General features: G+C 52.0%; 20 protein-coding genes. 3 read left to right on the top strand and 17 right to left on the bottom strand.

The features are described from left to right. Positions 1–287: 287 nt before the first annotated feature. From EI42_RS09425 to EI42_RS09405, 5 genes are all read right to left on the bottom strand, one after another. A complete protein-coding gene (locus EI42_RS09425) occupies positions 288–2,339 on the bottom strand; it encodes a beta-galactosidase (RefSeq protein WP_211326098.1) in 2,052 nt (683 codons plus the stop codon). Positions 2,340–2,358: 19 nt separating this feature from the next. Continuing rightward, positions 2,359–4,734 carry an alpha-xylosidase gene (gene yicI / locus EI42_RS09420; protein ID WP_111321185.1) on the bottom strand — a complete coding sequence of 792 codons (2,376 nt, stop codon included), beginning with the start codon at positions 4,732–4,734 and terminating at the stop codon, positions 2,359–2,361. Between the two features lie 19 nt (positions 4,735–4,753). Further along, complete coding sequence (locus tag EI42_RS09415; protein ID WP_111321183.1) at positions 4,754–5,614, bottom strand: carbohydrate ABC transporter permease; 861 nt, start codon at positions 5,612–5,614, stop codon at positions 4,754–4,756. 16 nt (positions 5,615–5,630) lie between these two features. After that, a complete protein-coding gene (locus EI42_RS09410; RefSeq protein WP_246046457.1) occupies positions 5,631–6,638 on the bottom strand; it encodes a carbohydrate ABC transporter permease in 1,008 nt (335 codons plus the stop codon). Positions 6,639–6,724: 86 nt separating this feature from the next. After that, positions 6,725–8,188 carry an ABC transporter substrate-binding protein gene (locus EI42_RS09405; RefSeq protein ID WP_111321181.1) on the bottom strand — a complete coding sequence of 488 codons (1,464 nt, stop codon included), beginning with the start codon at positions 8,186–8,188 and terminating at the stop codon, positions 6,725–6,727. A gap of 460 nt (positions 8,189–8,648) precedes the next feature. Here EI42_RS09405 and EI42_RS09400 point away from each other — a divergent pair, with 460 nt between their 5' ends. Both EI42_RS09400 and EI42_RS09395 read left to right on the top strand, forming a co-directional pair. Further along, positions 8,649–9,695, top strand: a complete 1,047-nt coding sequence (locus EI42_RS09400) for a LacI family DNA-binding transcriptional regulator (protein WP_111321179.1) — start codon at positions 8,649–8,651, stop codon at positions 9,693–9,695. 393 nt (positions 9,696–10,088) lie between these two features. Beyond that, on the top strand, positions 10,089–12,401 hold the full coding sequence (locus EI42_RS09395; protein ID WP_111321177.1) for an MBL fold metallo-hydrolase: 2,313 nt from the start codon (positions 10,089–10,091) through the stop codon (positions 12,399–12,401). A 791-nt stretch (positions 12,402–13,192) separates the two neighbouring features. Here EI42_RS09395 and EI42_RS09390 read toward each other — a convergent pair. Then, entirely contained in the window at positions 13,193–13,807 is a 615-nt protein-coding gene (locus EI42_RS09390; protein WP_111321175.1) for a TetR/AcrR family transcriptional regulator, read from the bottom strand. Between the two features lie 176 nt (positions 13,808–13,983). Here EI42_RS09390 and EI42_RS09385 point away from each other — a divergent pair, with 176 nt between their 5' ends. Continuing rightward, complete coding sequence (locus tag EI42_RS09385) at positions 13,984–14,847, top strand: tetratricopeptide repeat protein (RefSeq protein ID WP_170142497.1); 864 nt, start codon at positions 13,984–13,986, stop codon at positions 14,845–14,847. A 314-nt stretch (positions 14,848–15,161) separates the two neighbouring features. Here EI42_RS09385 and EI42_RS09380 read toward each other — a convergent pair whose 3' ends face one another. The 11 genes from EI42_RS09380 to EI42_RS09325 all read right to left on the bottom strand — a co-directional run bounded on the left by EI42_RS09380 (position 15,162) and on the right by EI42_RS09325 (position 25,870). Beyond that, positions 15,162–15,452: a hypothetical protein gene (locus tag EI42_RS09380; RefSeq protein ID WP_111321171.1), complete on the bottom strand. Its 291-nt coding sequence runs from the start codon at positions 15,450–15,452 to the stop codon at positions 15,162–15,164. A gap of 206 nt (positions 15,453–15,658) precedes the next feature. Next, positions 15,659–16,786, bottom strand: a complete 1,128-nt coding sequence (locus EI42_RS09375; protein ID WP_111321169.1) for a ParB/RepB/Spo0J family partition protein — start codon at positions 16,784–16,786, stop codon at positions 15,659–15,661. A gap of 6 nt (positions 16,787–16,792) precedes the next feature. Beyond that, positions 16,793–17,986: a ParA family protein gene (locus EI42_RS09370; RefSeq protein ID WP_111321167.1), complete on the bottom strand. Its 1,194-nt coding sequence runs from the start codon at positions 17,984–17,986 to the stop codon at positions 16,793–16,795. 1,218 nt (positions 17,987–19,204) lie between these two features. Next, on the bottom strand, positions 19,205–20,365 hold the full coding sequence (locus EI42_RS09360) for an RAMP superfamily CRISPR-associated protein (protein WP_111321163.1): 1,161 nt from the start codon (positions 20,363–20,365) through the stop codon (positions 19,205–19,207). A 21-nt stretch (positions 20,366–20,386) separates the two neighbouring features. After that, entirely contained in the window at positions 20,387–20,986 is a 600-nt protein-coding gene (csx19, locus tag EI42_RS09355) for a type III-D CRISPR-associated protein Csx19 (RefSeq protein WP_111321161.1), read from the bottom strand. Continuing rightward, complete coding sequence (gene csx7, locus EI42_RS09350; protein WP_170142495.1) at positions 20,986–22,005, bottom strand: type III CRISPR-associated RAMP protein Csx7; 1,020 nt, start codon at positions 22,003–22,005, stop codon at positions 20,986–20,988. The genes csx19 and csx7 (EI42_RS09350) overlap by 1 nt, the downstream gene beginning before the upstream one ends. 4 nt (positions 22,006–22,009) lie before the next feature. Continuing rightward, positions 22,010–22,894: a type III CRISPR-associated RAMP protein Csx7 gene (gene csx7, locus EI42_RS09345; RefSeq protein ID WP_111321158.1), complete on the bottom strand. Its 885-nt coding sequence runs from the start codon at positions 22,892–22,894 to the stop codon at positions 22,010–22,012. Next, the gene (locus EI42_RS09340; RefSeq protein ID WP_111321156.1) at positions 22,891–23,358 is read right to left on the bottom strand and encodes a hypothetical protein; all 468 of its coding nucleotides are present in this window, start codon (positions 23,356–23,358) and stop codon (positions 22,891–22,893) included. Before EI42_RS09340 ends, csx7 (EI42_RS09345) begins: the two co-directional genes overlap by 4 nt. After that, positions 23,355–23,825: a hypothetical protein gene (locus EI42_RS09335; protein ID WP_137686295.1), complete on the bottom strand. Its 471-nt coding sequence runs from the start codon at positions 23,823–23,825 to the stop codon at positions 23,355–23,357. Before EI42_RS09335 ends, EI42_RS09340 begins: the two co-directional genes overlap by 4 nt. A gap of 18 nt (positions 23,826–23,843) precedes the next feature. Beyond that, on the bottom strand, positions 23,844–25,109 hold the full coding sequence (gene csx10 / locus EI42_RS09330; RefSeq protein ID WP_111321152.1) for a type III-D CRISPR-associated RAMP protein Csx10: 1,266 nt from the start codon (positions 25,107–25,109) through the stop codon (positions 23,844–23,846). Beyond that, complete coding sequence (locus EI42_RS09325; protein ID WP_111321150.1) at positions 25,109–25,870, bottom strand: RAMP superfamily CRISPR-associated protein; 762 nt, start codon at positions 25,868–25,870, stop codon at positions 25,109–25,111. The genes csx10 and EI42_RS09325 overlap by 1 nt, the downstream gene beginning before the upstream one ends. Positions 25,871–25,875: the final 5 nt, after the last annotated feature.

Below are 25,875 nucleotides of genomic sequence, written 5' to 3'. Positions count from 1 at the left end.
CGTCGAACGCTTCTGGACAGCCTGCCGCTACGCGTCGTCGCACTGCGGCGCCGCGCAAGCAGGCTGGATGAAGGAAGAATCCCCGGCCTTCTGGCCTGGGGAGTGTCAACTTTTATGGAGGATGACTCTCTTCTGAATAGAATCAGGAAGAAATTTTCTCTCCTTTTATAATAACAAGCGAGGAAAGACTTTTATTCCTGGAGACGGCCCGTGCGGGCTTGTTTCAGCCAGCACAGGCCGTGATGACCGGTGAGTTGCTATCGCCTCTTTTCGAGATTTGCTGTCCGCTATGCCTTCAAGATTGCCACACCTCGCGGAGCCAGTTGGAGCTGCTCAACTGGCTCCGCTGGCGGCTCTCCGGGTGCGAGAAGCTGGACGTATAGCGGTGCTGGCAACGAGATAGAGACGGGCTCTTCCGTGTGGTTGAGCACAAAGAAGAAGGGCCCATTCTCCCCTGTACGGCAGGTGACCTCGACACCAGCGGGCACGGGAAGCGGAGCGCTTATACCGAGTTCGGCAAGCAACTGTGTGAAGAAGCTGGAAAGCGCGCGCTTCTCGGGACGAGTCGCGATATAAATGGCGCGTCCGCGCCAAATTCGATGCTCGGTGATGGCCGGGTGACCTGCGTAGAAGTCGCTTCCGAAGCGGGCGAGCGCAGTCGCTCCCTCCAGGTGTACAATGTCGCACCACGTTGAGCAGTCGTACACGCCCTCGGGAAGCAGCCCCCCTGGTTCCGCGATGAGCTGGTTGCGCATGTCGGGTTCCAGCGGGTCGCATTCCTCAACCCAGATTCCAAGCGTGCGGCGCAAGGGGCCCGGGTAGCCGCCCAACCAGGCCCGAGTATCCTCGTCAACGATGCCGCTGAAGTAGCCCGTGAGAAAGGTGCCGCCCTGCTCAACGTAGCGCTCTATTGCCTCAGCCTGCCGCTTGCTGACCATGTTCAGGAGCGGCGCAATGACCAGATCATAGCCGCTGAACTCGTGATCTGGCGAGATAACGTCAACGGCAATGTTTTGTTCCCAGAGCGCCTGATAGTGGTGAAGCACCTCTTCGAGATAGTTGAGCGCCTGGCTGAGGCTTGGCCGGTATTCGAGATTCCACCAGTTGGGCCAGCTAAACAGGAGCGCAACCCGCGCCGGGACACGGGTTCCGAGCGTTTGTTTTTCGAGCGTGGCAAGCTGCTTGCCGATCTCAGCGACATCGCGGAAGACGCGTGTATGCTCATGGCCCGCATGACTGACAATTGCGCCGTGGAACATCTCGGCAGCGCCCCGTGACTGTCTCCACTGGAAATACATCACTGCGTCCGAGCCGTGCGCAACCGCCTGATAGCTATGCAGCCGCAGCATTCCAGGGCGCTTGAGCGAGTTATAGGCCATCCATTGCGCCTGGCTTGGCGTTTGCTCCATCAGCAACCACGGTTGGCCATGCTTGAGCCCTCGCATCAGATCATGCCAGAAGGCCAGATGAGCCGGTGGCGTTGTGCGTGTCGGGTAGGAGTCCCAGGCGATGATATCCATATGCGGAGCCCAGGAGAAGTAGTCCAGCGGCTGAAAGAAGCCCATCAGGTTGGTGGTGACGGGGATCTCTGGCGTCAACTCGCGCAGCACCTCGGCCTCGTTCAGGTAGCATTCCAGGTTCATGTCAGATGTAAAGCGCCGCCAATCCAGCGAGAGCCCTTGAAAGCTCGTCTCTCCCCGCTTGTTCGGAGGGTTAATCTGTTCCCAATCGGTGTAGGTGTGACCCCAGAAGCGTGTGTTCCAGTGCCGGTTCAGCGCGTCGAGCGTCTGATAGCGTGCTTGCAGCCAGCTTCGGAAACGAGCGCGGCACCGCTCACAATAGCAGGGAGAGCCGTAATATTCGTTGCTCACATGCCAGATGGCAAGGGCTGGATGCCTGCCATAACGTAGCGCCAGTTGCCGTGCCAGATTTCGTGCCAGCCGTCGAAAGTCGGGGCTGGTCGGGCAATAGTTTTGCCGGTTGCCGTGTTCATGTCGGAACCCCTGTTCGTCGACAGGGAGCGCATCCGGATACGCTTGAGAGAGCCAGGCAGGCTGGGCCGCGGTGCCTGTGCCCAGACAGACGAAGATCTGATGTTGAGCTAGCAGATCCATGATGGAATCAAGCCAGTCAAACGTGAATGTCTGCTCGTCTGGCTGTAGCGAGCCCCAACTGAAGACGCCAACCGTTGCGATATTGACCCCGGCAAGCTGCATCAGGCGCAGATCTTCCGACCAGACCTCAGGGTCCCATTGCTCGGGATTATAATCTGCTCCATAGCAGATAGCCTGCACGCGCTCTAGAAGTGTCTGGACGCGGCGGGATTCCTCGGTATGCAAACGGGTCTATCCTTTCTCTCTACATCCATGTTACCAGTATTGAACCATCAGCCTGCCTGTTCCAGCGAGGCCCGGTTGTGCTTCCCTGCGCGATGTTCTGGCCGTTCACCGTGACGGCTTCGACTGGCGTTGTTCCCTCCAGTGGAAGCAGGCGGAGCGCCCCTTCACGTTTGGCTCCTGTCACCTGAATATGGAGCTCTCTGCCCGCCCGTGTGGCTGAAAGAGCGGTGATACCATCGATGTCATGCAACGCATATGAGCCGCTCTCAAACAGGTAGGCGTTGAAGGTCACATTGGTGAATGGCTCATCGGTGGTAAAGGCTTGCGGCTCGATGGTCGGGAGAAGCGAGTTCGCTCGCACGTAGAGCGGCATCGTTTCCAGGGGCGCTTGTACCGTGATGAAGCGTGAACCGGTCAGCACGTTTCCTGTCCAGTAATCAACCCAGTTGCCCGCGGGAAGATAGACGGTGCGCTCTCCGCTCTCGTTGAAGAGAGGAGCGACAAGCAGCGCCTCACCGAACATATATTGTAAGTCCAGCGTGTGGGTTGCCGGGTCTTCGGGATATTCCAGTACCATCGGGCGCAGCAGGGGCAGGCCTGTTTCAGCGGCGATGCAGGCGTAGCTATAGATATAGGGCAACAGCCGATAGCGTAGCCGAGCGTACTCACGGAAAACGTGCAGCGCGGTTTCACCATAATCCCAGGGAAGGCGCGTCGTGTTGCCGTGAGCCCGCGTCATGGGCGAGAGCAGGCCAAATTGTGACCAGCGCGTGTAGAGTTCGTTTGTTGGCTGGATGGTGAAGCCGCCTACATCGTGGCTCCAGAAGGCATGCCCGCACATCGCCATACTCAGGCCGCCGCGCAGCGTAGAGGCCATTGCCGGGAAGGTGCAGTTCGCGTCGCCGCCCCATTGTGCCGCGTGGCGCTGTCCTCCGGCATAGGATGCCCGCGCCCAGACCAGCCCCGTATGACCGGTCTCTTCGGCTGTCACCTCGGCGACCGCGTCATTGTAGAGCAGCGCATACAGGTTATGCAGCTCTTCTCCATGAATGCCGCTGTGCGCGACCGCGTCGGCGGGAATGCCTTCACCAAAGTCAGTCTTAAAGACATCGACACCAAGACGCAGATGTTCGCGCAGGAGCTCCTTGAACCAGGCAATCGCTGCCGGGTTGGTAACGTCAAGGATGCCAACGGGCGGGTGAAAGCCTCCCCAGATATCGACAACGTAGGTTTCGCCGGCGGGATTCTTCAGGAAGTAGCCCTTCTCGCTGGCCTCATGGAAGCGCTGGCTCTCGATCCCGATGTAGGGATTGATCCAGAGGCAGACCTTGAAATGGAGCGCTTTTAATTGTGCCAGCATGCCCGCAGGATCGGGGAACATTTCAGTATCCCAGAGCAGTTCAGACCAGCGTCCGAAGCGCTGCCAGTAGCAGTCAAGATGCAGCACATCACAGGGTATCTGCTGTTCACGAATCATACGCGCTCTACTCAGCACCGCCTCGGCGCTATCTCGTTGAAAGCCCGAAGACATCCAGACGCCAAGCGACCATTTCGGAGGCAGGATCGGAAAGCTGACGAGCTCACAATAGCGGGTGACGATCGTCTTAAGATCGGGACCGGTAATCACATAGTAATCCAGCTCATCGCCCGGGTTGGTGATGCTGAACGACGCGGTGTTGCTGGCAACCATATCGAAAGCAACCGCACGGGCGCTATCAACGAAGATCCCATACTTGCGCGAACTGACGAAGAAGGGTACGTTTTTATAGGCCCGCTCGCTCCAGACGCCGCCGCAATCCATGTTCCATGTCTGAATACGCTGCCCACGTTTGTCGAAATCGGTGAATTTCTCACCCAGGCCATAGAAATGCTCGTCAGGTTCCGCGGTAAAGCTGTCGTGGAAGGCGACGCGCTTGCCCTCGACCGTGCTGAAGCCGAACGGCAGGACGGTCAGTTTCATCCGCACATTGGTGCGCTCGCTGTAGTTTTGTGAGAGCAGCAGGCGATCGTCCGCGTCATAGAAGGCCATATGGAAGGGGTCAAGCGAGAGTTCAACCCGCAGCTCATCGGTGCGGAGGCTGATACCTGTGCTATGAGATACGCTCTTGACCGGGACGGGTGGGAGCTCGCGTGCGAATTTGACCGTATCACTCTGGCTGTCGCACGCCTGAAGGCGCACCCGGACGATGCCCGATGCGACAAAGGTGAGTGTTATATCAACCTCGACGTTGCTGGTGGTGATGCCGCGCAGGGTGATGCCATGCTCATACTGCTGGCGTGGTTTGGCCTGCCGCACATATTCGGGATCAGCCGGGTCGCCGGGCTGGCGCACGGGCAACGTCGGGGCGGGCGTGTAGAAATAATTATAGGGCAGGAGGGGGGCATTTTCCGCCATTGACTCTGGTTCTCCTTATCTAGGATTTGATCGCGCCTGCGACGCCATTGATAAAATAGCTTTGCAGCAGCACGAAAATGAAAATGATCGGTGCCAGCGTAATTACGGAACCGGCACACAGGTAGGTCCACTGCGTTGAGTTCTGGCCGACAAAGGCGAACATCCCGACCGCCAGTGTGCGCAGCTCTGGCACGCCGAGCGTAAAAACCAGCGGCACGAAGAAACTGTTCCAGGTGCCGATGAAGGTAAAAAGGGCAACTGTAGCGATCATCGGCCCTGACAACGGAAGCATCACCCGCCAGAAAAGCTGGTGAAAGCTGGCTCCATCCACGCGTGCAGCATCTTCCAGTTCACGTTGCATGGAGGAGAAATATCCCATAAAGAGAAAGGTGTTAAAAACCATTCCCCCTGCGGTTTGCACCAGGATAACCGACCAGAGCGTGTCAAGCAAGCCCAGGCGCTGCACAATGTCGAAAACCGGGATAATGGTATAGCCATGCGGGAGAAACATGGTCAGCGCCACCAGACCGAGAAACAGCTTTTTCCCGGGAAATTCCTTGCGAGCCAGCACATAGCCTGCCATTGCGGTAAAGATCACGGTCAGGATGACGGTGAAGACCGTGACGAAAATGGTGTTGAAAAAATACTGGCTGAATGACGCTTCATTCCATGCGTTCACGTAGTTGGTCCATTCAAATTCCCTGGGAAAGATGCTCAGCCCTTCGTCAAAGAAGCCGTCCACGCTCTTGAACGAGCTTCCCAATGTCCACAGAAAGGGGTACATCCAGAGGATGCCACCAACGAAGAGCACCAGATGTGTGAGCAAACGCCCGAATTTGAGCCGGATACGTGGCCTTCGAGTGTGTAGAGATACTGCCATTTGTCTCCCCTTTCCTTTACTGCGTGTTGGCACGCCGACGAGCGATCTGACGGAAGGCGATGACCTGAAGGATCGAGAGGCCGAGCAAGATGATCCCATAGAAGAAGGAGGCAGCCGACGCAAAGCCAATATCTGGATCGACATATGTGGCTGAATAGCCGCCGAAAGCCTGATGATAGATGTAGGTGTTCACAACCTCACTGGCAAAGTATGGACCTCCCGCGGTCAACACCTGAACCAGATCAAAGACCTGCAAACTTCCCAGAACCGCAAGAATCACGATAACCAGACCGACGCCGCGCAGCATGGGGATGGTGATAAAGAAGAAGCGGGCAAAAGCTCCGGCTCCGTCGATGCGCGCTGCCTCATAGAGCTCTGTCGGGATTGTTTGCAGGCCTGCCAGAAAATACACCAGGTTGTACCCGAGGGTGTTCCAGATGCCGACAATAATCACGATCCAGAGGGCAAAGCGTGGGTCCGCCAGCCAGTCGATATGCTCATGCGACAGATGCAAAAACTGTAAAAGGTTGCTGATCGCATCTCCAAAATTGGAAAGGATCAGGCGAATGACGATGCCAACAACTGCCGCTGAGGTGACCACCGGGATGAAGTAAACGACCCGGTAGAAGGTGGCAAAGCGCAGCTTCGGATTGTTGAGCACGAGCGCCAGTGCCAGTGCCAGCGCCAGTTGCACCGGTACCAGAACGGCCATATAGATAAAGGTGTGAAGGAAGGATTGCCAGAAAATCGAATCCTGCATCACCCGTTGAAAGTTCTCCAGGCCGACAAAGTCGCTCGGGTCGCCAATGCCATTCCAGTTGTAGAGCGTATAGCCCAGAGAGGCAAAAAGCGGATAAACGATAAAGACAATCAGCAGGATTGCCATAGGGGCCAGATAGATATAGGACCAGCCCTGCGCGAGGATTTGCCGCCAGAGTGGTTGCTGTTTGCGCTCGGTTTTTCGGGCGGCTGGCTTCGGGTTGGCTTGAGCGGGTGGGCTCTGCATCCCTGACATACTGGACATGCACACGATCTCCCTTCGATGGATTGGTGAAAAGCAGCGCTATCCAGAGGAGGATAAAAGACAACCTCTGGACAGCATGACGGGCGTTATGAAGCCGGTTTGGTGATATAATCTTTTCCTGCCGCCGGGTCCCAATCCGGGAAGGCATAATCGGCAGCGCTCACCTTGTGACCTTTCTGCTGTGCCTGCTTGATCCCATCATCGAGAGATTTCTGCATGCGGGCTGCCAGCTCAGAGAGCGCGGCTTTGACGTCGCCGATCTGGCCGGTGTAGATTCCGGTCATAACATCGCTGATATCGGGCTTTACCGAGTTCTGGATAACTTGAGAGACTGCCGGGTTGCGTACCTCTGGAATTGGCGCTAGCAGCGAGAGTTTGGCGGTAGCGACGTATTGAGCGAACTGTTTATCCTTGACGTTTGCGGGATCGTTATTTTCGGGATAGACCGAGAGATCCTCACCCATCTCAACCCATCGCTTCCCTGCTTCCTTGCTGTAGAGCCAATCCATCCAGGCCCAGGCTTCGTCAGCGTGTTTTGTTTTTGCCGACATACCCCAGAGCGTTCCGCCGATACCATGATAGAAGTAGCCCTTAGGCTTTTCATCGGGCGTGGGCAGCGTCATCAAACTGAAGTCAGTGAATTTGTGCTGTTTCCATTCGGGCTGATTCCAGACGCCGCCAACGGTCATCCCGAACTTGCCGCGCTCGAACAGGGCGCGTGCCTGCTCGTCTGAAATGCTCATCGAGTTGGGATAGAAGTAGTTTTTCTTCTTCCATTCAAGCAGAAGCTCGATAAAATCTGTGTAGGCGCGATCGGTGCCGAAGGTATATTTCCCGGTTCGGAGATCTTTGTCATACGCGCCGCCCACAGCGCCCGCTCCGCGCACAAACATTTCAAGCCACCAGGGGAGAATAAAGGCCTGCCCATTGCCAAACCCGAAGGGGAAGACGTCATTGCCGCCTTTCTTCTTGATCGCATCGGCGGCGCGCGAAATATCATCCCACGTTTGCGGAATCTTGACTGAGCCATCAGGATTGGTGATGCCCGCGGCCTTAAATACAGCATTATTGATGTAGAACTGAAGCCAGGGAGCACTTCCAACAAGGGGGGCAGAATAAAGTTTCCCGTTGAAAATGTTGTTGCCCTCAAAAAAGGAGCCTTGCGGAAACTTTGAGCGCCATTCCTCCGTGGCCCACTTATCAAGCGGCATCAGCCAGCCTCGAGCAACCTGATCGTTGAGTTTGGGAGTCGATGCGAGCATGAAGACATCAGGTTGTTTGTTACTTTTGATGGCAAGATCGAACAGGTTCGGGTACTGGTCAGTGACATTGGTGGTTTTCTTGATTTTGATGTTGGGGTGTTTCTGCTGGAACAGCTTAATTTCGTTATCCACCCACGGGGCCTGGGTGACCCAGTAATCCCAGAAGTTGAGCGTGACTGTGGAGGAGGAGGAGGATGAGGGACCGCCACAGGCGACAAGAGCGCTGCCAAGCGTGGTCGCAGCAGCAGACATGAGAAAATACCGACGGTTTATGCGTGATCCTTGCATAACGTCATAACTCCTTTGTTGAAATAGGACACATACCAGAGTGTGTCAATGAGTGCCAATATATCAGAAGCAAAGCAAGACCATCTGCACGACTGGACATATTATCGTACAGGTGTACACTCTATTGCTTCAAGCGATAGATGCGCTCAGGTATGTCGGAGTGTTATCAATGCCTGCAAAATACCGGCTTGTCTGATGCGCTGTCGTTCAGCTTTGAACGAGCAGGCCGGGTCATTGGGAACGTTCCTGGGATCGCTCCCAAGAAGAAGCGTACCATAGGAGTGGTAGATGTGTCAAGAGGGAAGCTTGCTGTTTTTCAGCTTCTAGCTACCTGGCTTGTCCATGAAGGAGCGAGCGTATTTCCTTGCGCGAGCAGCAAAAGTTCCTTGACATGGTCCAATAGAATTCTGTATGCTAATTGAGAACGCTTCCAGGCAGAACACACAACGGGAGAACAGGAATGGCGCAATTAACCATTGAAGATATTGCCCGGCTGGCAGGTGTATCGCGCTCCACTGTATCAAGGGTGCTTAATAATCATCCGAACGTACGATCCGGGGTACGCGAGCATGTGCTGAACATTATTAATGAGAACGGATATACTCCACAGGCGGCGGCTCGGCATCTGGTAACGCAACGAACGCGTATTATTGGTGTGGTTTTTCCGCGTAGCGACTCTTTTATGCTGGCGAACCCAATTTTTGCATCGATCGGGCAGGGTATCGGCCAGGTGTGCGCTCAACGAGGATATATGGCGATGCTCTCTCTGAGCTTGCGCGATATGGATCAGCAGATGATGCTGAATATGTTGCGGAGCCGTCATTTTGATGGGATTGTGTTGATAACCAGCGCGCAACACGATCATATCCCCGGCTTTTTAAAACAGGCAGAAATTCCTTACACCCGTATCGGCTATGATCCCTCACAGGATGATCCATATTATGTGGCGATCGATGAGGTTGAGGGGGCTTATAAAGCGGTGAAACACCTGATCTCGCTTGGTCACCGGCGCATCGCCATGATTACCGGTCCTTCATGGGAAAGCGTGTCTCCTGCTCGTCATCGTGGCTATCAAAATGCGCTGGCAGAGGCAGGAATCCCCTATGATCCTGAGCTGGTTCGTGAGGGTGATTGGTTGCACACCAGTGGCTACGATGCGACGCTTCAGTTCCTCTGTATGAAAGAGGTGCCAACTGCTCTCTTCTGTTCGAGCGATATGATGGCTGCCGGAGCGCTTCAGGCCTTATATGAGCAGGGAATAAAGGTGCCACAGGAGATGGCTGTTGTGGGTTTTGATGATGTCCCGCAAACGCGCATTATCATTCCACCATTGACAACCATTCGTCAGCCGACCGTTGAAATGGGGCGTATCGCGACTGAAATGCTGATCGATCAGCTTGAGGGGAAGAAATGCGAGCAGTCTCATGTTATTTTGCCAACCACACTGGTCGTACGTCAATCATGTGGCGCATTGCTTCAACAGCGACGCAAAGCACACGAGAGCTAAAAAGTGGCATATGCCTCGCGTCTCCTGGCAGATCTTCATGCAAAAAGGGGATATATTTTCGAGCCGTTCTAGAAAAATGTGGTATTATCTAGAAAGGCAGGAATGGCAGATAGAAGAATATCCCCTATTCTTCCTATACTGTCTCCTTTGACCTTCTTATTTCGACAAAACAAGTATGAAGAGGTTCTTGCATTTCCCCTGACACAGCGGGATAGGTGAAGACGTTGGTTGTGTGGACAGTCAAAACACATGAAGCCAGTTATGATTTTAGCGAAGAACAGTCACCGTCATTTGGCTGGCGCTCCCTTATTGCCTGATTGAGGAGGGTGACTATCAGCAGGGATAGGAGCCAACAGGAAGCATGAGTCAGGGAAAAGAAAAGGAGGAAGTATCATGGAGATCACATTTCTTGGAGGGGCATCGGAAGTCGGAGCATCATGTCACCTGTTGCGGATTGCGGGACGAACCTTCTTGATTGATGGAGGGATGCGTCCGGCGGCGCGGGAAGGGCAATCACGCCTGCCTGATCTCTCACTCCTTGACCGACACCCACCCGAAGCGATCCTGATCACGCACGCCCATATTGACCATACTGGTGCAATGCCGTTGATTGCCTCCCTGTTTCCGCATCTGCCAATTTACGCGACCGAGGCGACGAAAGTGTTGACTGAGATTCTGCTGCGTGACTCGGTGCGCATTATGGAGATCGAGGGACTGAAACCGGATGGGGAAACGCCACTCTATACTGCTGATCAGGTGGATGCTTTTTTAGGGCGGATCACGCCTGTTGGGCTGGATCAGTCGATTCAGCCGCTTGCTGATGCACCGGATCTGCTGGTAACGTTCCTGCGGGCCGGGCATATTCTGGGAGCGGCCATGCTCTATATTACGTCACCGGAGGGAACGGTGCTGCATACCGGGGATATCAGCGTCACCGATCAGCGCACAATCAAGGGGCTTGATTTGACGTCATTGCCACAGGCTGATGTGATGATTTGTGAAGGAACCTATGGCAATCGGTCGCATACCAACCGGAAAGAAGAAGAGCGCAAACTGGCCGAGACGGTACAGGCGACGCTTGAGCAGGGAGGACGCGTCTTGTGTCCTGCTTTCGCGGTTGGGCGCGCGCAAGAGATTGTCCTGATTTTGAAATCGTATCGGGCCAGCGGGCATGTTTCGCCTGTGCCGATCTTTCTGGATGGAATGGTGCGCAGTGTCTGTCAGGCATATCAAAGTCAGGTGCATGACTTGCATCCCTCATTACAGCGCTATTTGACGAATGCGCGGCGTCCGCTCTTTACAGATCCTGATCTGCACCTGTATGCGGTGCGAGCGCATCAGCGACAGGCGTTGATTGCCTCAAAGAAGCCTGCCATTGTCATCAGTAGCTCAGGGATGCTCTCCGGGGGGGCGTCACCGCTCTATGCGGCAGAAGTGGCTACCCGTGAGAAGGACTGCCTGCTCTTTACGGGATATCAGGATGAGGAAGCACCGGGAGCAGCATTTCTGGCGGCAAAACGGGGTGATACCGTGAAGATGGGGGACAAGTGGGTACAACTGGCGTGCCGGGTTGAGCGCTACAATCTCTCGGGTCATGCGGATGCGGAACAAATTGTGCATACTGTGACAAAGGTTCGTCCGCGCACGCTGATCCTGGTGCATGGCGCTCCTGAGGCGTTGGAAGCGCTGGCGAATCGTTTTTCGCGCATCGAGATTGAGATTCCGGGACCGGGCGAAACCCTGGTGCTGACGCCGACACGCGTCGAGCTGCCTCCTCTGATTGAGCCACCAGTGCTTTCAGAGAAGAGCGACGTGGTTCCTCTGCCCGTGACGGTGGACCTCCCTGATCCAACAGTTCGGGATCTGTGGGAACGAGCGCGGACGCAAGGCCCACAGCGGCCCTGGACCGTCGTTGAGCTCGGGAAAGCCTATTACGGTGCGTCCTATATGCCGACCTTGCGTTCACGTGTTGAAGTGGCGCTGAAGGGAGCAGCACCGTATTTCAAGCTGCGGACGATGGGGGCACAGATGATTTATCTGCCGCGTCCACAGGAGGAGGTGGAGGAGTTGCACCCGCTAACCATGCTCACACCAGGGGAACTGGTGATTGTGCAGGGAGGCAAAGGAACGCCTCATCTGGGCCTTGTTCTGGCTGGGCCGAGCAATGGACAAGTGGCGCTGGTATCAGATCAGTGGAAAGCCGGTGAGAAGCCGCTACAGATGGTACAATTGGTGCCGGGCATCGAGCGAAAGCAGTGGTTGGTGCTGGAACACAGTGAGATCAAGCAGCAGCTCCAGCAGTGGCACAAAGCGATTGAGCAGGCGTGGGTGGATCTCTTCGTGCTCTGGACGAGACAGCAGGGGCAACCGTTGACGTATGAGCAGCTCTGCCAGCAGACGGCAGATGAGACAGAGCGGCTGGCCTATGGGATCGAGTTGCTGGCGAAAGGGGCACAGCTCTTCAAACGACAAGGGGGACGCTGGTACCCGATTGGGGAAGAGGTGGTGCGAAAGAATGTGGGCTTTGTCCAGCACCTGGAGTTGTTGCAAGCCGGAGCGGGAGCTGCGGTCTGGCTCAATGGGGAGCGCTGGACACTGACAGGGCGGAGCAACTGGAAACTCTTCGAGATTCGCAATCATGACGGAGAGGTGCGTCATGTTCGTGCCAATCTCCTCTCATTGTATCCTTCGGTTGAGGCTTCCTGATTTCTGCCTGGAAGCCTCGTCAGACCGGGGTGAAGCTTGAAGAGAAATGCGTGCTCTCCGGGCGCACAATCTCCTGTTTATTGAGGGAAAGCGCCTCTACTATTCATATGATACGGAGGGGGCACGAAGTATGGAGAGTATGGAGAGTGAGGAGAGTATAAGAGTACAGATAGTATGGAGGATATGAAGTGTCTGGATAATGAGGAGTAAATAGGTGATAGAAAAGCAAAAAGGGTGGGGAGAGTATGAACACTATGGAGAGTACGAGAGTATAGAGAGCAAGGAGGCTTGCATCAGGATAGTAAAGAACTGAAGATAGTAAAGAACTGAAGATAGTAAAGAACTGAGGATAGCATTGTCTCACGCGGCTGGCAGGTTGCGAGAGTTGGCAAGGCAGAAGAGACACTTGTTCCACAGATACATGTTTCACAAATACGGGGAATGTGTTAGTTATCAATCAAAAGGGAGAGAGCTGAAGTGGTCGGGGAGAGAAAATGCGTCTGCTAGCTTATCGCTGCCTGTCTGTCTGGCTTTTAGAATAGAGTTTTTTGGCGCGTACGCGCCATTTTGGACACTCTTTCTTGGCTCTATCCTGCCAGGGGTTGACCTTATTCGTATCCTCTTCTCATTTCACGCAGGTCACGGTTCTGGTCCTTGCAAGAGAACATCACGAGAACGTCTTTAACAAGAGAACGTCACGAAAACGTCTTTAAATAGAGGCGCGCAAGTTGTCATAAAAGAGTGTTGCTTGCGGCCTCCTGTGCCTCCTATGCTTTTTTTGTGAGGGTGGGTCAGGTAGAGGGTAGCTCTGTCCCTTTTAGAATAGTCTGGGTGATAAGGTGTGCCATTTCTTCCGCTGAAATTTTGGCTTCTTCCTGGCTCCATTGGACTGCCGGGCCGAAAATAGCCCAACTGATGATTCGCGCTCTTGTTTCCAGAGGCGCATAGATGCGTTCTGAATGTGCAGCTTTGAGCCAGGCTCCAAGCAGTGATGTGAGTTCCTCATGAGCTGTACGTTCTAGCAGCGGAAGGAGGACAGTGGATGTCTGATATTCATGCTGGTATTTCTGCTCAAAGGTTTGGAGAACGGTCAGCGCTACCAAATGGAGCGATTGATAGTCCCATTGAGGAATAGCTGGAAACGTATCTGTTAGTACCTGACGAAATTGCTCACGTGTAACGGCTTCGACCAGCATATACTTATCGGGAAAATGAAGGTAGAAGGTGCCTCGATTGACATTCGCTCGTTCTGCAATCTCCTGAATGGTTGTCGCAAGAAAACATCTTTCTGCATCCCGTATGGTTTTTGAAGTAAGTTTCTCTCGCACAATTTCCAGGTAAGCATGCTGTAATGTCTGGCGTGTTCGTTGGACACGGCGATCATGATGGCTTTTCTGGCTGACCATACTTTTTACTCCTGTAGGTGTTTCTCAACAATTCCATTGCTATGTTCAATATTCAACAGAAGCACGGGTTTTGCTTATTGTCTGGCGCTCCATTGGACTCTACTATTATAAGCAGCAGATTTTCAAACCTGCAAAGAATGCATCTGTTTCTAGCTCTGGAAAAGGAGAATAAGGAAATGTTGTCAGGTACATCGGATATTGCGAAGCGCTATACCACCGCTCTGGAAGCCATCAATGAGATTGCCTGTACCTACTTTTTTGCTGGTAGATTTAAGGATGCGGTACAGACACTTCGTCTATCCCTGGAATTGACGGAGGCTCAGGAAGTAATGCCTCAGAGCCGCCTCATACTTTTGTTACTGTATGGTAAGGTCTTGCTTGTTGAGCACCTGATTCGGAGGAACAATCCTGAATTGATGTTTTCGGTTATCCAACAGGCGAAGGCGCTGGCCGAAGAGATACAGGTTCCTGAATACATTGCCGATGCTGTGAGCTTACTTGGAGAGGCATGTTGCAATGCGACAACCATGAGTATCCTGGAGAGCGGTAATATGCCATTCGGACGGCAGGACAAATATCATGATGCGCTTGCATATCAGCAAGAAGCATTAAAGCTCCGAGAAACACTGCACGATAGCAAGGGATGTAGCGAATCACATTTTCTTCTCGGATTGATTTATCAGTTCTGGCAACAGAATGAGCTAGCACGAGAGCATTTTGTGACAGCAATCCAGATAGCTGAGGACAACGGACTTGTTTTAGAACAGGCTGAACCGAATCGTCATCTGATGTTTGATGCCAGACTCCAGGGTGATCTGGACCAAGCCTTGCTATATGGGGAACGTGCGCTGTTCTTTCGCGAGACAGGTGGTTTCAAACCTTATCAACCATTAGATCATTTAGCTCTCAGAGACGTCTACAGGCAAAAAGGTGATGCTGAGAAGGCACAGTTCCATGAGCGGCAGGCAATGATTCTCGCTGAAGAAATGGGTGTTGCCGAGCATATGACATTTGTTTCTGCTTCGTCCGAACGTCTGTAACCGCGAAGGAGAAGCCGGATCTAAAAAGGGAGAAGGTTTCAGGAGATATACCGAAGGCTTCTCCTTTTTTAGCGGCGCTGCCCTGATAGTTCGTTGTATCTCCTGCCGTGAAGAAAGGAAAAAAGTTTTAAATGCAACTACTCTGGTATATGAAAGGAACAAGAAAATTAATATTATTTTAACGGCTTCTCCTGCTTTATCTGTTATACTGTTTCTATCTTTGGGAAAAGAGGGTATACAAAGCCTTCTGCATAACAGCTTGAGGCCGCTTGGATTTCTTCTGAGCGGCCTTTTTCTGCTCTACACTGTTGTTTTTAGCTCCCATTGCTATTCAGTGCGTATAGCATGTCTGCTTTTGTGAAAGGGAATTGTTCGCTGAGAGGATACTGCCAGAGAATGAAGGCACATACATGTTCTAATTGTGCTGGCTCATAAACTGGCCTATCTGTTTGCTGTACAACAGCCAGAAAAGCCAGTGCAAACGTGTAAAGTGCTCGGAGTGGCGTTACTTCATCAGAGGACAATTGTTGGAGAATGGTAATGGTGATTTGTTCCGCATTCTGTAACTGAGTGAACGTTTCCTGCTGTTTGTTTTGTTCGTTCATATTCTCACTATCCTTCCATCATAAACCTCCCTGCTTCGCTGTTCCTCTTCTGCTAACACGTTTGGGGGACCGTTCTCGGGACACTGAAATGTAATAGTAGCGAAGGCCAACGTTCTCTTTTTCGGAGAATACAGGCCGTTTTTCTGGCAAAAGAAAAAGAGAAGAAGCCAGAGGGCTCTTCTCTTCTCAAAGGGGAACAGTCTATTTTACGGCAACTTTTGCAGCAAGCCTTCGGCTCGGTCTGCTATTTCCTGAAGCAGAAAATGAATCTCCTCGGAAATGGTGCTTCCCTGTTCCACGCGTTTGAGAATGCGCTGCTCTATGGTTTTGAGCTGTCGACTGATAGTACGTAATCTGCTTTGATCCAGCTGATCTTCACTTTTATTTCGCGATTCTGCAACAATAGAGATCTCACTACCAGAAGAAGAGTGAGAGGCATAAGCTCTACTTTCGATAGAGGCATGTTCAGTAAGGTCCTCTTCTTCTATATCTTCGAACTCTGGCTCTGAAGAGAGGTTATGCAGGGTATATACTTCGGATGTAGCGGTTTGGGTCGCAGATTCGGTTGACACCACTGTTTTCAATTGCTTTTCCTGTTTCAGTGTCTCAATGTAGGCGCGAACCTGAGAACCGCTAATGTCGCCAGCAAGTAAGCTCGCAATGACCTGAGCTCGAATCTCTTTGTCCTCGACCTTCCGCAGCTCCCGTGCTGCTCGTACGGTATCATGGCGGGCCTCGACAAGTGACTGAATATCTGGATCATCTTCTGTGAGTGCAACCAGATCGCGTAATGTGCCGCGCGAGATCTGATAGGCTGCGGCTGCTTCTTCCTGTGTCATGCCAGATTCGAGAAGCCCTTTAAGCAGGTAGCCTTCCTCAAGCGGAGTGAGGTCTTCTCGATAGCGGTTTTCACCAATCAATAGCCAGCGCATATCCCAATCGCTGAGATCCTTCAACAGGATCGGGTACCCTGTAAAGGTACCGACATGTTTTGCCGCTTCTATGCGCCTGTGGCCGTATGCGATCTGGATGCGTTCCGGGTTTGTGGGATTCCGACGACCGATCAACAGCGTGGTAATACCGTGTGCTCGCATATCGTTGCGCAGCTCTTCAAGCTTGTCTTCATCCATTTTCCGCCTTTTTTGAAAGGGGTTAGGGTCTATGAGCTCGAAGGGGATCAGAGGAACAGCGCTGACATCTGTAATGGATGCAGCTTCTTGCTGAATTTTTTCCAGCTTCTCTTTTTCTGCGGAGGAAATAGCAAAGTCTTCTGTGCGTTTTTTCCTTCCAACCTCTCGCCCTGCCAAAAAACTTGGAGCTTTATGTCTTGCCATGTTTACCTACTCCTTTCCAACCTTCTTCTCACGGCGTTCTTTTTTCAATTGCTCGTCTTCATCGATTTTGCGTACGATCTCGGCAACATCTTCCCGCGCTGGACCTCCGATAATTTCCAGCATCTCGTGAAGGAGTCTCCAATAAGATCGGGCTATTGTGCTATCAGGCTTATTAAGCACGATGAGAGAGCGCATACTTAAAGCGGAGGCTACCTGCGCGCTTTGTTTAATTTCCGTATTGAAGACGCGTACTCCCTGTTCCCACTGCCGGATATCCTGGGACATTTCCTGATGAACGTTCCAGTTGCTATGTACCTTATTGAGTTGAATGCCAGCGATCTGGAGATTCTCATTTGCCCGCTCCTGCGCTTGCTCAATGACACCGAGAAGACCGAGCATGCCTTCCATTGGTAGTGTTTCTGGGGTCAGCGGAATACAGACATAATCGGCGGCATTTAATGCGTTTTTGGTCAGGACGCCAATTGAGGGAGGACAATCGATGAAAACATAGTCATAAGCAGGCAGAAGGGGCGCTAATGCATGACGCAGTTGCTCACCCCAATACTCGTGCTTTCCTTTCAGGGTATAATCTGCATCTGATGCCTCAGCAGTAATCGGAATAATATCAGGCCCGCGGCGCGCTTTTTCGATGCGCTCCTGCAAGAGCTCCTGGGCTCTCTTTTCGATTTGGGTCTGAAGCTCCTGGAAGCTAGAGAGAGTATATTTTTCTGCACTGGTTTCCCGTATAGCTTTATCTAGCTGCTCCTGATCTTCAATAGTGTTGGTGAGCGTTTCCAGGGCTTCCCATTGCTCTATGGATACTTGCCCTTGAGTGATCTCCTGAATCGCCTGAACCCGCTGTTCCAGGGATGGAGTGCGAGGATCAAAGATCTGCGCTTCCCCTTCTGCATCGTAGTATGTAGGAAGCACGATTTTCTCAATGGGACGCTTTTCTCGCAACTCCTTTGAGGAATACTTCAGAAGAATGTCATAGATTCCCTCATCAAGCGAATCCCGTAGATATCCCCACACCATACCGAGATGGCCTTGTGGGTCGCAATCTACGCCCACAACTTCGTAGCCTAGCATTGATAGCATCGCAAGGAGGGTAGCGGTAAAAACGGTTTTTCCCACTCCCCCTTTTTCGTTGGCTTCCGCAATGATGATGGCTTTTTTGTCTGCTGTTCTAATCTGCTTCATGGACCTAAGAAGAATAAGAGGATTAAAGAACGGATCTTCTCTTATTCGGACTCCTTTCTCTTCATGTTTTCAACCTCTTCGCTGCTCATCGCTTTGGAAGAGATGTCACCGAAGGTTACCGCATGGGATGATGACAATGTTGAAGTCCCGGCTCTGATTGATGTATGTGAGGCAGCTCTTTCACCCAAGCAGCCTGGTGTCGACCTTATTTTAAGGGTAAGACGCTTCCCGCTGAAATGCTTCTGGACTATTACAATGGTGTGCACCGTCTGGGCTTTTGTTGATCCTCTTCTCGTGGGTTCTCTATAAGTATCAAGGGAGATAACCACAATGTCAAGAGGGGCAATGATGATTTAGGACATGCCAGTCCTTATTTTGAGTATGTCGCGCGTCATTTTCTTCCTACTGCTCTCCAAAAAAAGCGCGCAAATCGTAAGGTACTTGTGGTGGTAACATACTCTCTGTGGGACATTGTTTGCGGAGAATACAGCGTCTATCTCCTTCGAGTTTGGCGCGTACGCGCCAAAGTATTACGCTTATAAATAGATATTAGAAGTATGAATGTATAAAATATGTGACTTACACAGGTAAATTCAAGGTGAATCTGGTTGGGACCGGTCTCCATTTCACGCATGTCGTCAGGCCATACCTCTTACAATTCCTTGATTTTTTGACGGTTGTCTCTTTTTTTGAGCTGATTCTTCGTTCCCTGAAGGGAGATAGATGCGTGGGGAATAGGGTGAGGAGCTTATGACAGATAACGGAGAGATGATAAGTAGGGAAGAGAAATTGATAAGAAGATGATAAGTAAGTAATGGTGAGATGACGGAGAGACAGCGATATGCTGTATGATGTCCACTTGTCAGAAAGCGCTTGCTGGTTGAACGTTTGGGATACTTGTGATATTAAGCACTATCATCTATTGGGAATGTTTGATAGCCAGGGGGTGGTTTCGAAGAGGGTGGTTAAACAAGACGAGCCATATCTTGATAGACATTGGTTTAGTATAGAGAGTATTCAAACAAGCAGAGCAAGTGCTTGATAGCCAGGGGGTTGGTACCAGGGGCGGAGAAGGTAAGCGAAAAAATGGCGCGTACGCGCCATTTCTGTAACTCTCTGGATAGCTGCTATCTATAGCTAGTATCTATATCTGCTGCTTTATGTAGCGATGTTGACAAATGGGTCGGGGCATCTCTGAAAACCCTAATAGGCTGATCCTCACGGATAGAGATATTTGGTCTCCGAGATCCGTGCCCGGGGATTCTGTTTGAACCAATCTGGATCAGGGTAGCCATAAAACACGTTCTTTTCGGGCGGCCACTTCCAGATGTCATAAAGCCGCTTGATAGCGGGAAGAGAACGAAAGTAGTTCCAGTGCCTGCTAATTTGCTCATCAATAGGAGCTAGCTGTTGATCAAGTAAATCATAGAGATCGTCATCCTTGTAAGATGTGATACCCCGATTTCCCCGGATCGTGCGGTAGCGGCTACTGAAATCGACAAGCTGTAGCTCGGTGATACTGAGCTGAACACTCCCTAACCCCATAGGTTTTCCATAACCAAGCTTGTGACGCATATCCGGCTGCAACTGAATCGCATATAGAAGCGCCGCGAATTCGTCCGCTGTCAAATTGGCAAAGTCAATCCGGGCACCGAAATCTGTACCCGTATCTAGTGGTTCAATATACCGATTACGATATCGTGTCTCTTGTGACTTCCCTGATTTGGATAAGACGGGAATCAGGCGATTCTCTGTCAGCAGTTCCTGATTATGGAAGTAAAACTTTCTGCCTGCGATGTAGCGTTCCTGTTCATCCAGGTAGAACGCTTTATGCCGCGGCTTCGGTACGTCCAGCACAATGGTGTAGATGGGATCATGGAACTCAGGTATGTCGTCATATGCCAGAGCATCCCCAATATTGACTTTACCCATAAACACAGCCGATTCTCTCTTCTTGCTATGCATCATCCCGAAGAGACGACATGCAATGCAGAGCGATCTGTTGTGATTGCATGCCTCAAAGCCAGCAGGAAGTGTATTACGGTTGTGTTCCCGGGGGGGACTGAACTTCGTCATACAACCATTACAGACTGTTTCAACAACTGTCCGTAGCAAGCCTTTGATTGATGTGCCCGGGATAATATATTCATCCCACTTGTTCTGTATATGCTGTTGGGGCTCTCGTGGGTCTTGAGATGCTTGATGGGGAATGGATGTGCCAATAAAAATTGGCGTTTCAGCCTTGATATAAAGATAGAGATAACCTGTATACAGCTTCGTCCCCAGGCGCTTATCTGGCACAAGCACATTGTGCCAGACAGGTGTACAGCGCATGGGAGGATGCTTGATATCAAGAGGCACAAAATCAAATGGATTCATTGTCTGACACGCTCCTGACCTTTATCTCTGCTTCTGGAATGGTACGAGGCTCCGAAAGCGATAGGCATAATTGTGACCGGTAGCGGGGTCTACATACTCGCATACAACCAGTTGCATGCGTTCCGCCTCTTTCGTCGCAGGCAATTGCGGATAGCGCAGCAGGCGGGGAATACGAATTTCAGCAAAATCTCCCGGGTGCGCGTTGATTCGCTTTTGCTGCTCATCAATGAGCCTTTTCCCGAGGAGAATATAGGTTCTGTTATAAGCCACTGGTAATGTTCGTTGAGAGGGGTCCTGCAATGCCGGTTTGTATGCTCTATCGCCTGTATAGACACACCGAACTCTATCGTCTTGCTGCTCCCACCGAATCTCTCCCTGAGCATGGAAAATGCGACCCGAGGTATAGGAAGAGAAGTCGAAATCAGGGTCGAAAATGGCAAAGTAGAGCATATCCTGTCTCTCTTCAGGCGTAATGACTTGGTGCGGGTGAGTTTCCATGAGCATCAGCACTGTCTCATCAGGTGGAAGCGGACAGCCCTGAAGGAAGGTGTTGAGAGCTTCCTTCTGGACTGTTCCGGCAAGCAAGATTTCCGTTCCCTCTACTTCCGACGTTGTTTGCATTATCTCTGACTCCTTTGTGCGGATGCTCCCTCTTCTGTAGGGAATGACCATTCCTGCATGCGAGCGATAAAGGCTTCAATGCACTGCTCTTTAAGGCTCCTGAGCGCCTTGTCTTTGAAAACGCGATTGTTGCGCACCCCGTGTTTCTCATGGGGTACTGGCACTTCCAGACGAAGCAGATCATTCTTCTCTGCTCCATAGATAGCCGCCTGCTCATTAAGCCAGTGTCCCAGACCCCATAGTTCATTATCGGGCTCTGATGCTGTGCTTCTCCGAATGGTAGAGAGGACTACCCCTCCCGGATGAAGCTTGTCTGGCTTGTTATAGATGCTGGCTTTGATTTTGCCCTGGCCGCGAGAGCGCCCGGAGCCGATGCGGATAAGTTGATCTTCCAGGTCCTGAATGATCACGAAGAGCATACCCAGTTGCCAGATCTCGAAATTTCGGAGGTGGATATCAGAGAGGAAAATCTGTCCATATGCAACCACGTCCATATCAAACTTCGCGTTCCCACTGACGCCGCCGGTCAGCCTGTCTATGGCAATGCTGTCACGGCGTTCAATCTCTGTCTCCAGCCCTGTGTTCTCTTCGCTTAGATAGGCATCGCCAATTGCAATCCGACTGCTGAAGGCTGTTGAGCCAAAAAGGCGACAGGTAGGGCATGAACGCGCATATACTTCGTGTGACGGCTGCTTATCATCGAGCCGACTACCGCAGGAGATGCGGTAGAGTTGCTCACCATTTTTACCCTGGTTCTCTGTTTTCTGATCACCTGGTCGTGAAAGAGGGTTACAGGCAACCTGCGGATGAATGCTATTCGCGACCTTTTCGATATGGCTGCGAAAAATACCCTTGAGCGAACTTCCCGGGATATACACTTCTTTTTTCCCGTGACGATATGTGATAACTGGAGACATATCTGCGCCGATCACCGTGGCATAGCCTGTTTTAATCAGTAGTGGTCCTTCGGTCTTAATTTCCAGCCGCAGGCGTGCTTCATTGACGAGTGCTTTTAACATCTGCTCATTCCCCCTTCTCGCTTGTGAGTTTAAACAATGACTTGATATGTGCTGCAAGGAAGGCATCCGCATCCGCAACCTGTGTAAGCCCTTCGTCTCGGTGCAGGAGGTAGTGCTGTAAACGACGCATTTTTTCTTTCTGGTCAGCAATATCTAGTTCGAGATAGCGAATCTCAAGGTTTTCAAGGATACAGGCTCCCAGACCACGTGAGCGCAGGCCACCAATGCCGCCAAAGCCGCTGGTAAATTCACCCAGGCCAATGCTGATCAGTTGAAGATCCTGGAATGTGGCGTTCTCTATCACGATTTCAAGCTTGAAAGAGGTGGTAGCCGGAACGACTTCAAAATCATACTTTGCGTTCCTTTTCGCGGTGTCACGATCACGCTCGATCGCGACACCATCACGAATCTGGGGAGGGCCGCTCCAATCATCTTCGGCCAGGTAAAGGTCATTGATGATAATGCGGGCAGCAGCGAAGGGAGAACCGAAAAGCTGGCAGGTGTGGCAGAGATCCTTGCGCTTTTGCTGCATATAGGCTTCCTGATCCCTTCGATTCTTGTCCCGTCGCTCGTTGCGGATATGATTTTGTTGCGCTGTGGGGCAGGTTTCCCCTTCGACGTCGTCAACGGGGAGCCCGCAGGTATGCAATCCGAGCTCTGCTGGCAGAGAGGCGACCAGCTTTTCGGTTGTACTGCGCAACGCGCCTTTGAAGCTGGAACCCGGGATGAATGGCAGGCCGTCCGGTGTCAGAACAACAGGGCTGTCTGAGTTGCTAAGCGTCTCTCTTCCCCCGCCAATATGCAGGCCTGTGCGCATGGTGAGTTGCCCACGAAAAACATAACGATTGCGTAATTGAAAGGCCTGTTGCTGATTGTTTTGCTGCGTCATCTGCGCTTGCCTCCACGTTGGTACATACTCTGTTGGGTCTCTTCTTGCTTCTTCTTGCACTCTATCTGGTACGCCATATAGCCGTTTTCTGCCAGCAGGTGCTGAATGAATTCCTGCGCTATCAGCTTTTTCAACTCTTCTTGCTCTTCCGGAGATAGTTTCCCTTCAGGTGCAATGCTTGATATGGTGTCTACCGTGAGCCGCTGAAGTTTGATTTGCAGCTTTCTGTAAAATCCGGGAACATGAGCCTCCTGCTTCTTCCAGGTCGTGCGGGCTTGCTGATGTTGTAAAAATTTCAGAAGCTCGCTATAGGGGTTGCCAAGCGCGATATTGAGCAGGCCGTTCATTTGCGAACCTGAGAGACTGTTTGCTTCACCAATGCTATGCATAAAGTTGACAGCGTCTCTGTACAGAACATCATCGCTCAGGAGATAGAGACGCTCTAGCAGCTTCTCTGTGATCATGCGCTGTTCTTTCTTCCTAAATCGCTGATAGAATACTCATACTGAATGACCATCTGTCTCACAAACTGCCGAATGAGATGGAGGCGGATCTGTTGCCTGTCGCGTCTATCCTGTTCAGTATTGCCTGTGATGCCGACCTCACGACAGATTTCATCAATAGGCCCGGTCAGTCCATCCTCAAGGAATGCCTTCAGCTTTTCGCCGTATTGTAGCTCTGTAACCCAACCGCTTTGCTTACGGGCAATCTGTTTCTTGATGTAATCCAGCACATCTGTTGATTTTCGGGTTGTTTCTGCGATATTTTCGAGCCCTTTCATTTGTGAGCGATGTCGTTCGCGATTTGCCTGCGAGGTTTGTCCGCTCTGAAGAAAAGCCGAGGCAGCAAGCGTTCCCAGTTCTTTTGACTTTTCATAGAGCTTTTCTGCCTGTATATTGACATGCAGAATAATCTTCATCCGTTTGTTCACGTGTGCCTCCTCTAAACACTAGCAATCAGCCTCTAGATGAAATGGATCGGAGATGCAAACGCGTCCGAAGCCCTCGTTACGGCGTTTCCCGATACCCGTTTGTTCCAGTGTCGCAAGTGCCTGTATCAGCTCTTCATCCAGCGGTGCAGAGCTGGCAAACAGGAATACTGATCCCATCTCGATTGCATATTCGGTGGTGCGTGGCGTTCCCCAGACCTCATACCAGCCGGTGATGCGCTGTACGCCTGTGCTTTGATAGATACACTGAAACTGATGTGCAGGGAGTCCAGTTCGTTCGGCCAGCGCCCGGGGAGTGATTGTTTTCAGATAGCACAAAAATGGATCGCAGAGTATGGCCGGTGAATGCAGCGTGATCGCGAAATAAAAAGGCGCTCTTTGCTGTATGCCCGCCTCCTGTGTGCGTTTCTGAACGGCCTCATTAAAGAGGGTCAGTTTCCGCTTAAATGGCTCTGGCTCCCAGGTTGGTGCTTCTTCAGCCTGAATAGAAACCGCACCCAGACCCCGCGTACGCCCGGTTCCGAGCCGAATAACGTCTTCGGTGCTTGCTTCATTAAGAAACTGCTTGAAGCTGCGTTCAAGCTCAGCAGGAAGCCATAGCTCTCCCCAGAACTGCATAGTTTCGTCAATCACTTCGCGGTTGTATAAGACGCCTTCCTGCGCTGTTCCCCATTCACGATTGATGCCGGTATGGGTTTGGAGCCGCGTCTTGACCTCTGCCTGCTTCCGCTGTCCAGCCTGGTTCCGTCGATAGAAGCCGCTGAAGTGATCCATCGGGTGATTACATCCTTTGCCTGTCTTTTCGTTGATATATGGACAGGTGACATGGCTTCTCAATGGGGTGAGCAGCTCCCGAATGCTGGATGCTTCATTGTTCAACATGGCGAAAATGCCCCAATCCAGCAGGCTATCACGGACGCCATGATATTCTTCATCCTTTTCCTCATCCTCAAGCAGAGGGAAGCCGGAAAAGCGTTTGCAGCTTTGTGCGGTTTTCGGCACCGGCATAATCGGCGATTGGTATTTTTGGAAACGAGGGTGCTGGAAGCTGGCCGGATAAAGATACGGGAATGAAATCCTCTCCTGAAGGAAAAGGGCCGCAAATTCTTCCTCTTGCTCCGGTCGCAACATGCGATGACTGGCCGCAAGCGCTCCTGACAGCGTCATCCCTGGAACATAATGCGTCGTTTTGACTCCCTGGGGAGCGTGGTCAGAGCGAATTGCCAGCGGCGAGAGTGCTGTAACCCGAAGATGGAGCCGCTTCATTAGTGCCCTCCTGCCCCTGGATACGTTTGCAGCACATCGAGATTTTCAAGCCATGCTTCCCAGGCTTCTCGATAGTACGAGCACTTTTCCAGGATCACCCTGTTTATTTCACAGCAGCATTGTCCTTTTCCCACCGATTTATTGGCTCCCAGTTGATCGAGAAGCCGCAGACCGGCCAGCAGGAGCAGTAGCGAATAGGTCGGAGTTGGCTGCCCGGGCTGTGCCAGTTGCTCTACAGGCGTGCAGTTGAGCAGACCCTTGATCTTTCCTTCAAAGGTGAGACTGCGGTTCCCAAACTCACTGGTATAGAGGGCCTCGTTCACGGCAGTTCGTGTAATGCGGTTTATTCTCACCTGGGTTAAGATGCTTCTTTGCATACCTCGTCGTACCTGTTTCTTGATTTCATCTACCTCGCTAATGGCCTGCATATCGTCTGTATCGGCGAGAATGGCGTTTGCAAAGTGCAATGTCCCGGGATAGAGGGGCGTGCCAAATATCCGACCGACAGGTGTGGGAGGGCTGCCGAACTGCTCCAATGCTGCATAGGCGTTATGGGGACTGGCAAGCGGGATATCTGGCAGGTAGAGGCGGCTGAGCTTCTCGCAGCATTCCCGAAGCGCGCCTTTCAATGTGGAGGCAGGCACATACAGATCTCCCTTCCCATTGCGGCTGATCGTACGGTCGATCAGGCTCCCGGAGATACCTGTTCCGAGATGAAATGGGGCAGTGAAGCGAAGGGTATATTCGATGCAAATGAGCATTACCT

Source organism: Thermosporothrix hazakensis, assembly GCF_003253565.1.
Taxonomy (GTDB): Bacteria; Chloroflexota; Ktedonobacteria; order Ktedonobacterales; family Ktedonobacteraceae; genus Thermosporothrix; species Thermosporothrix hazakensis.
Note: the sequence above shows the minus strand (reverse complement) of the source record. Positions and strands in the feature narration are given on the sequence as shown.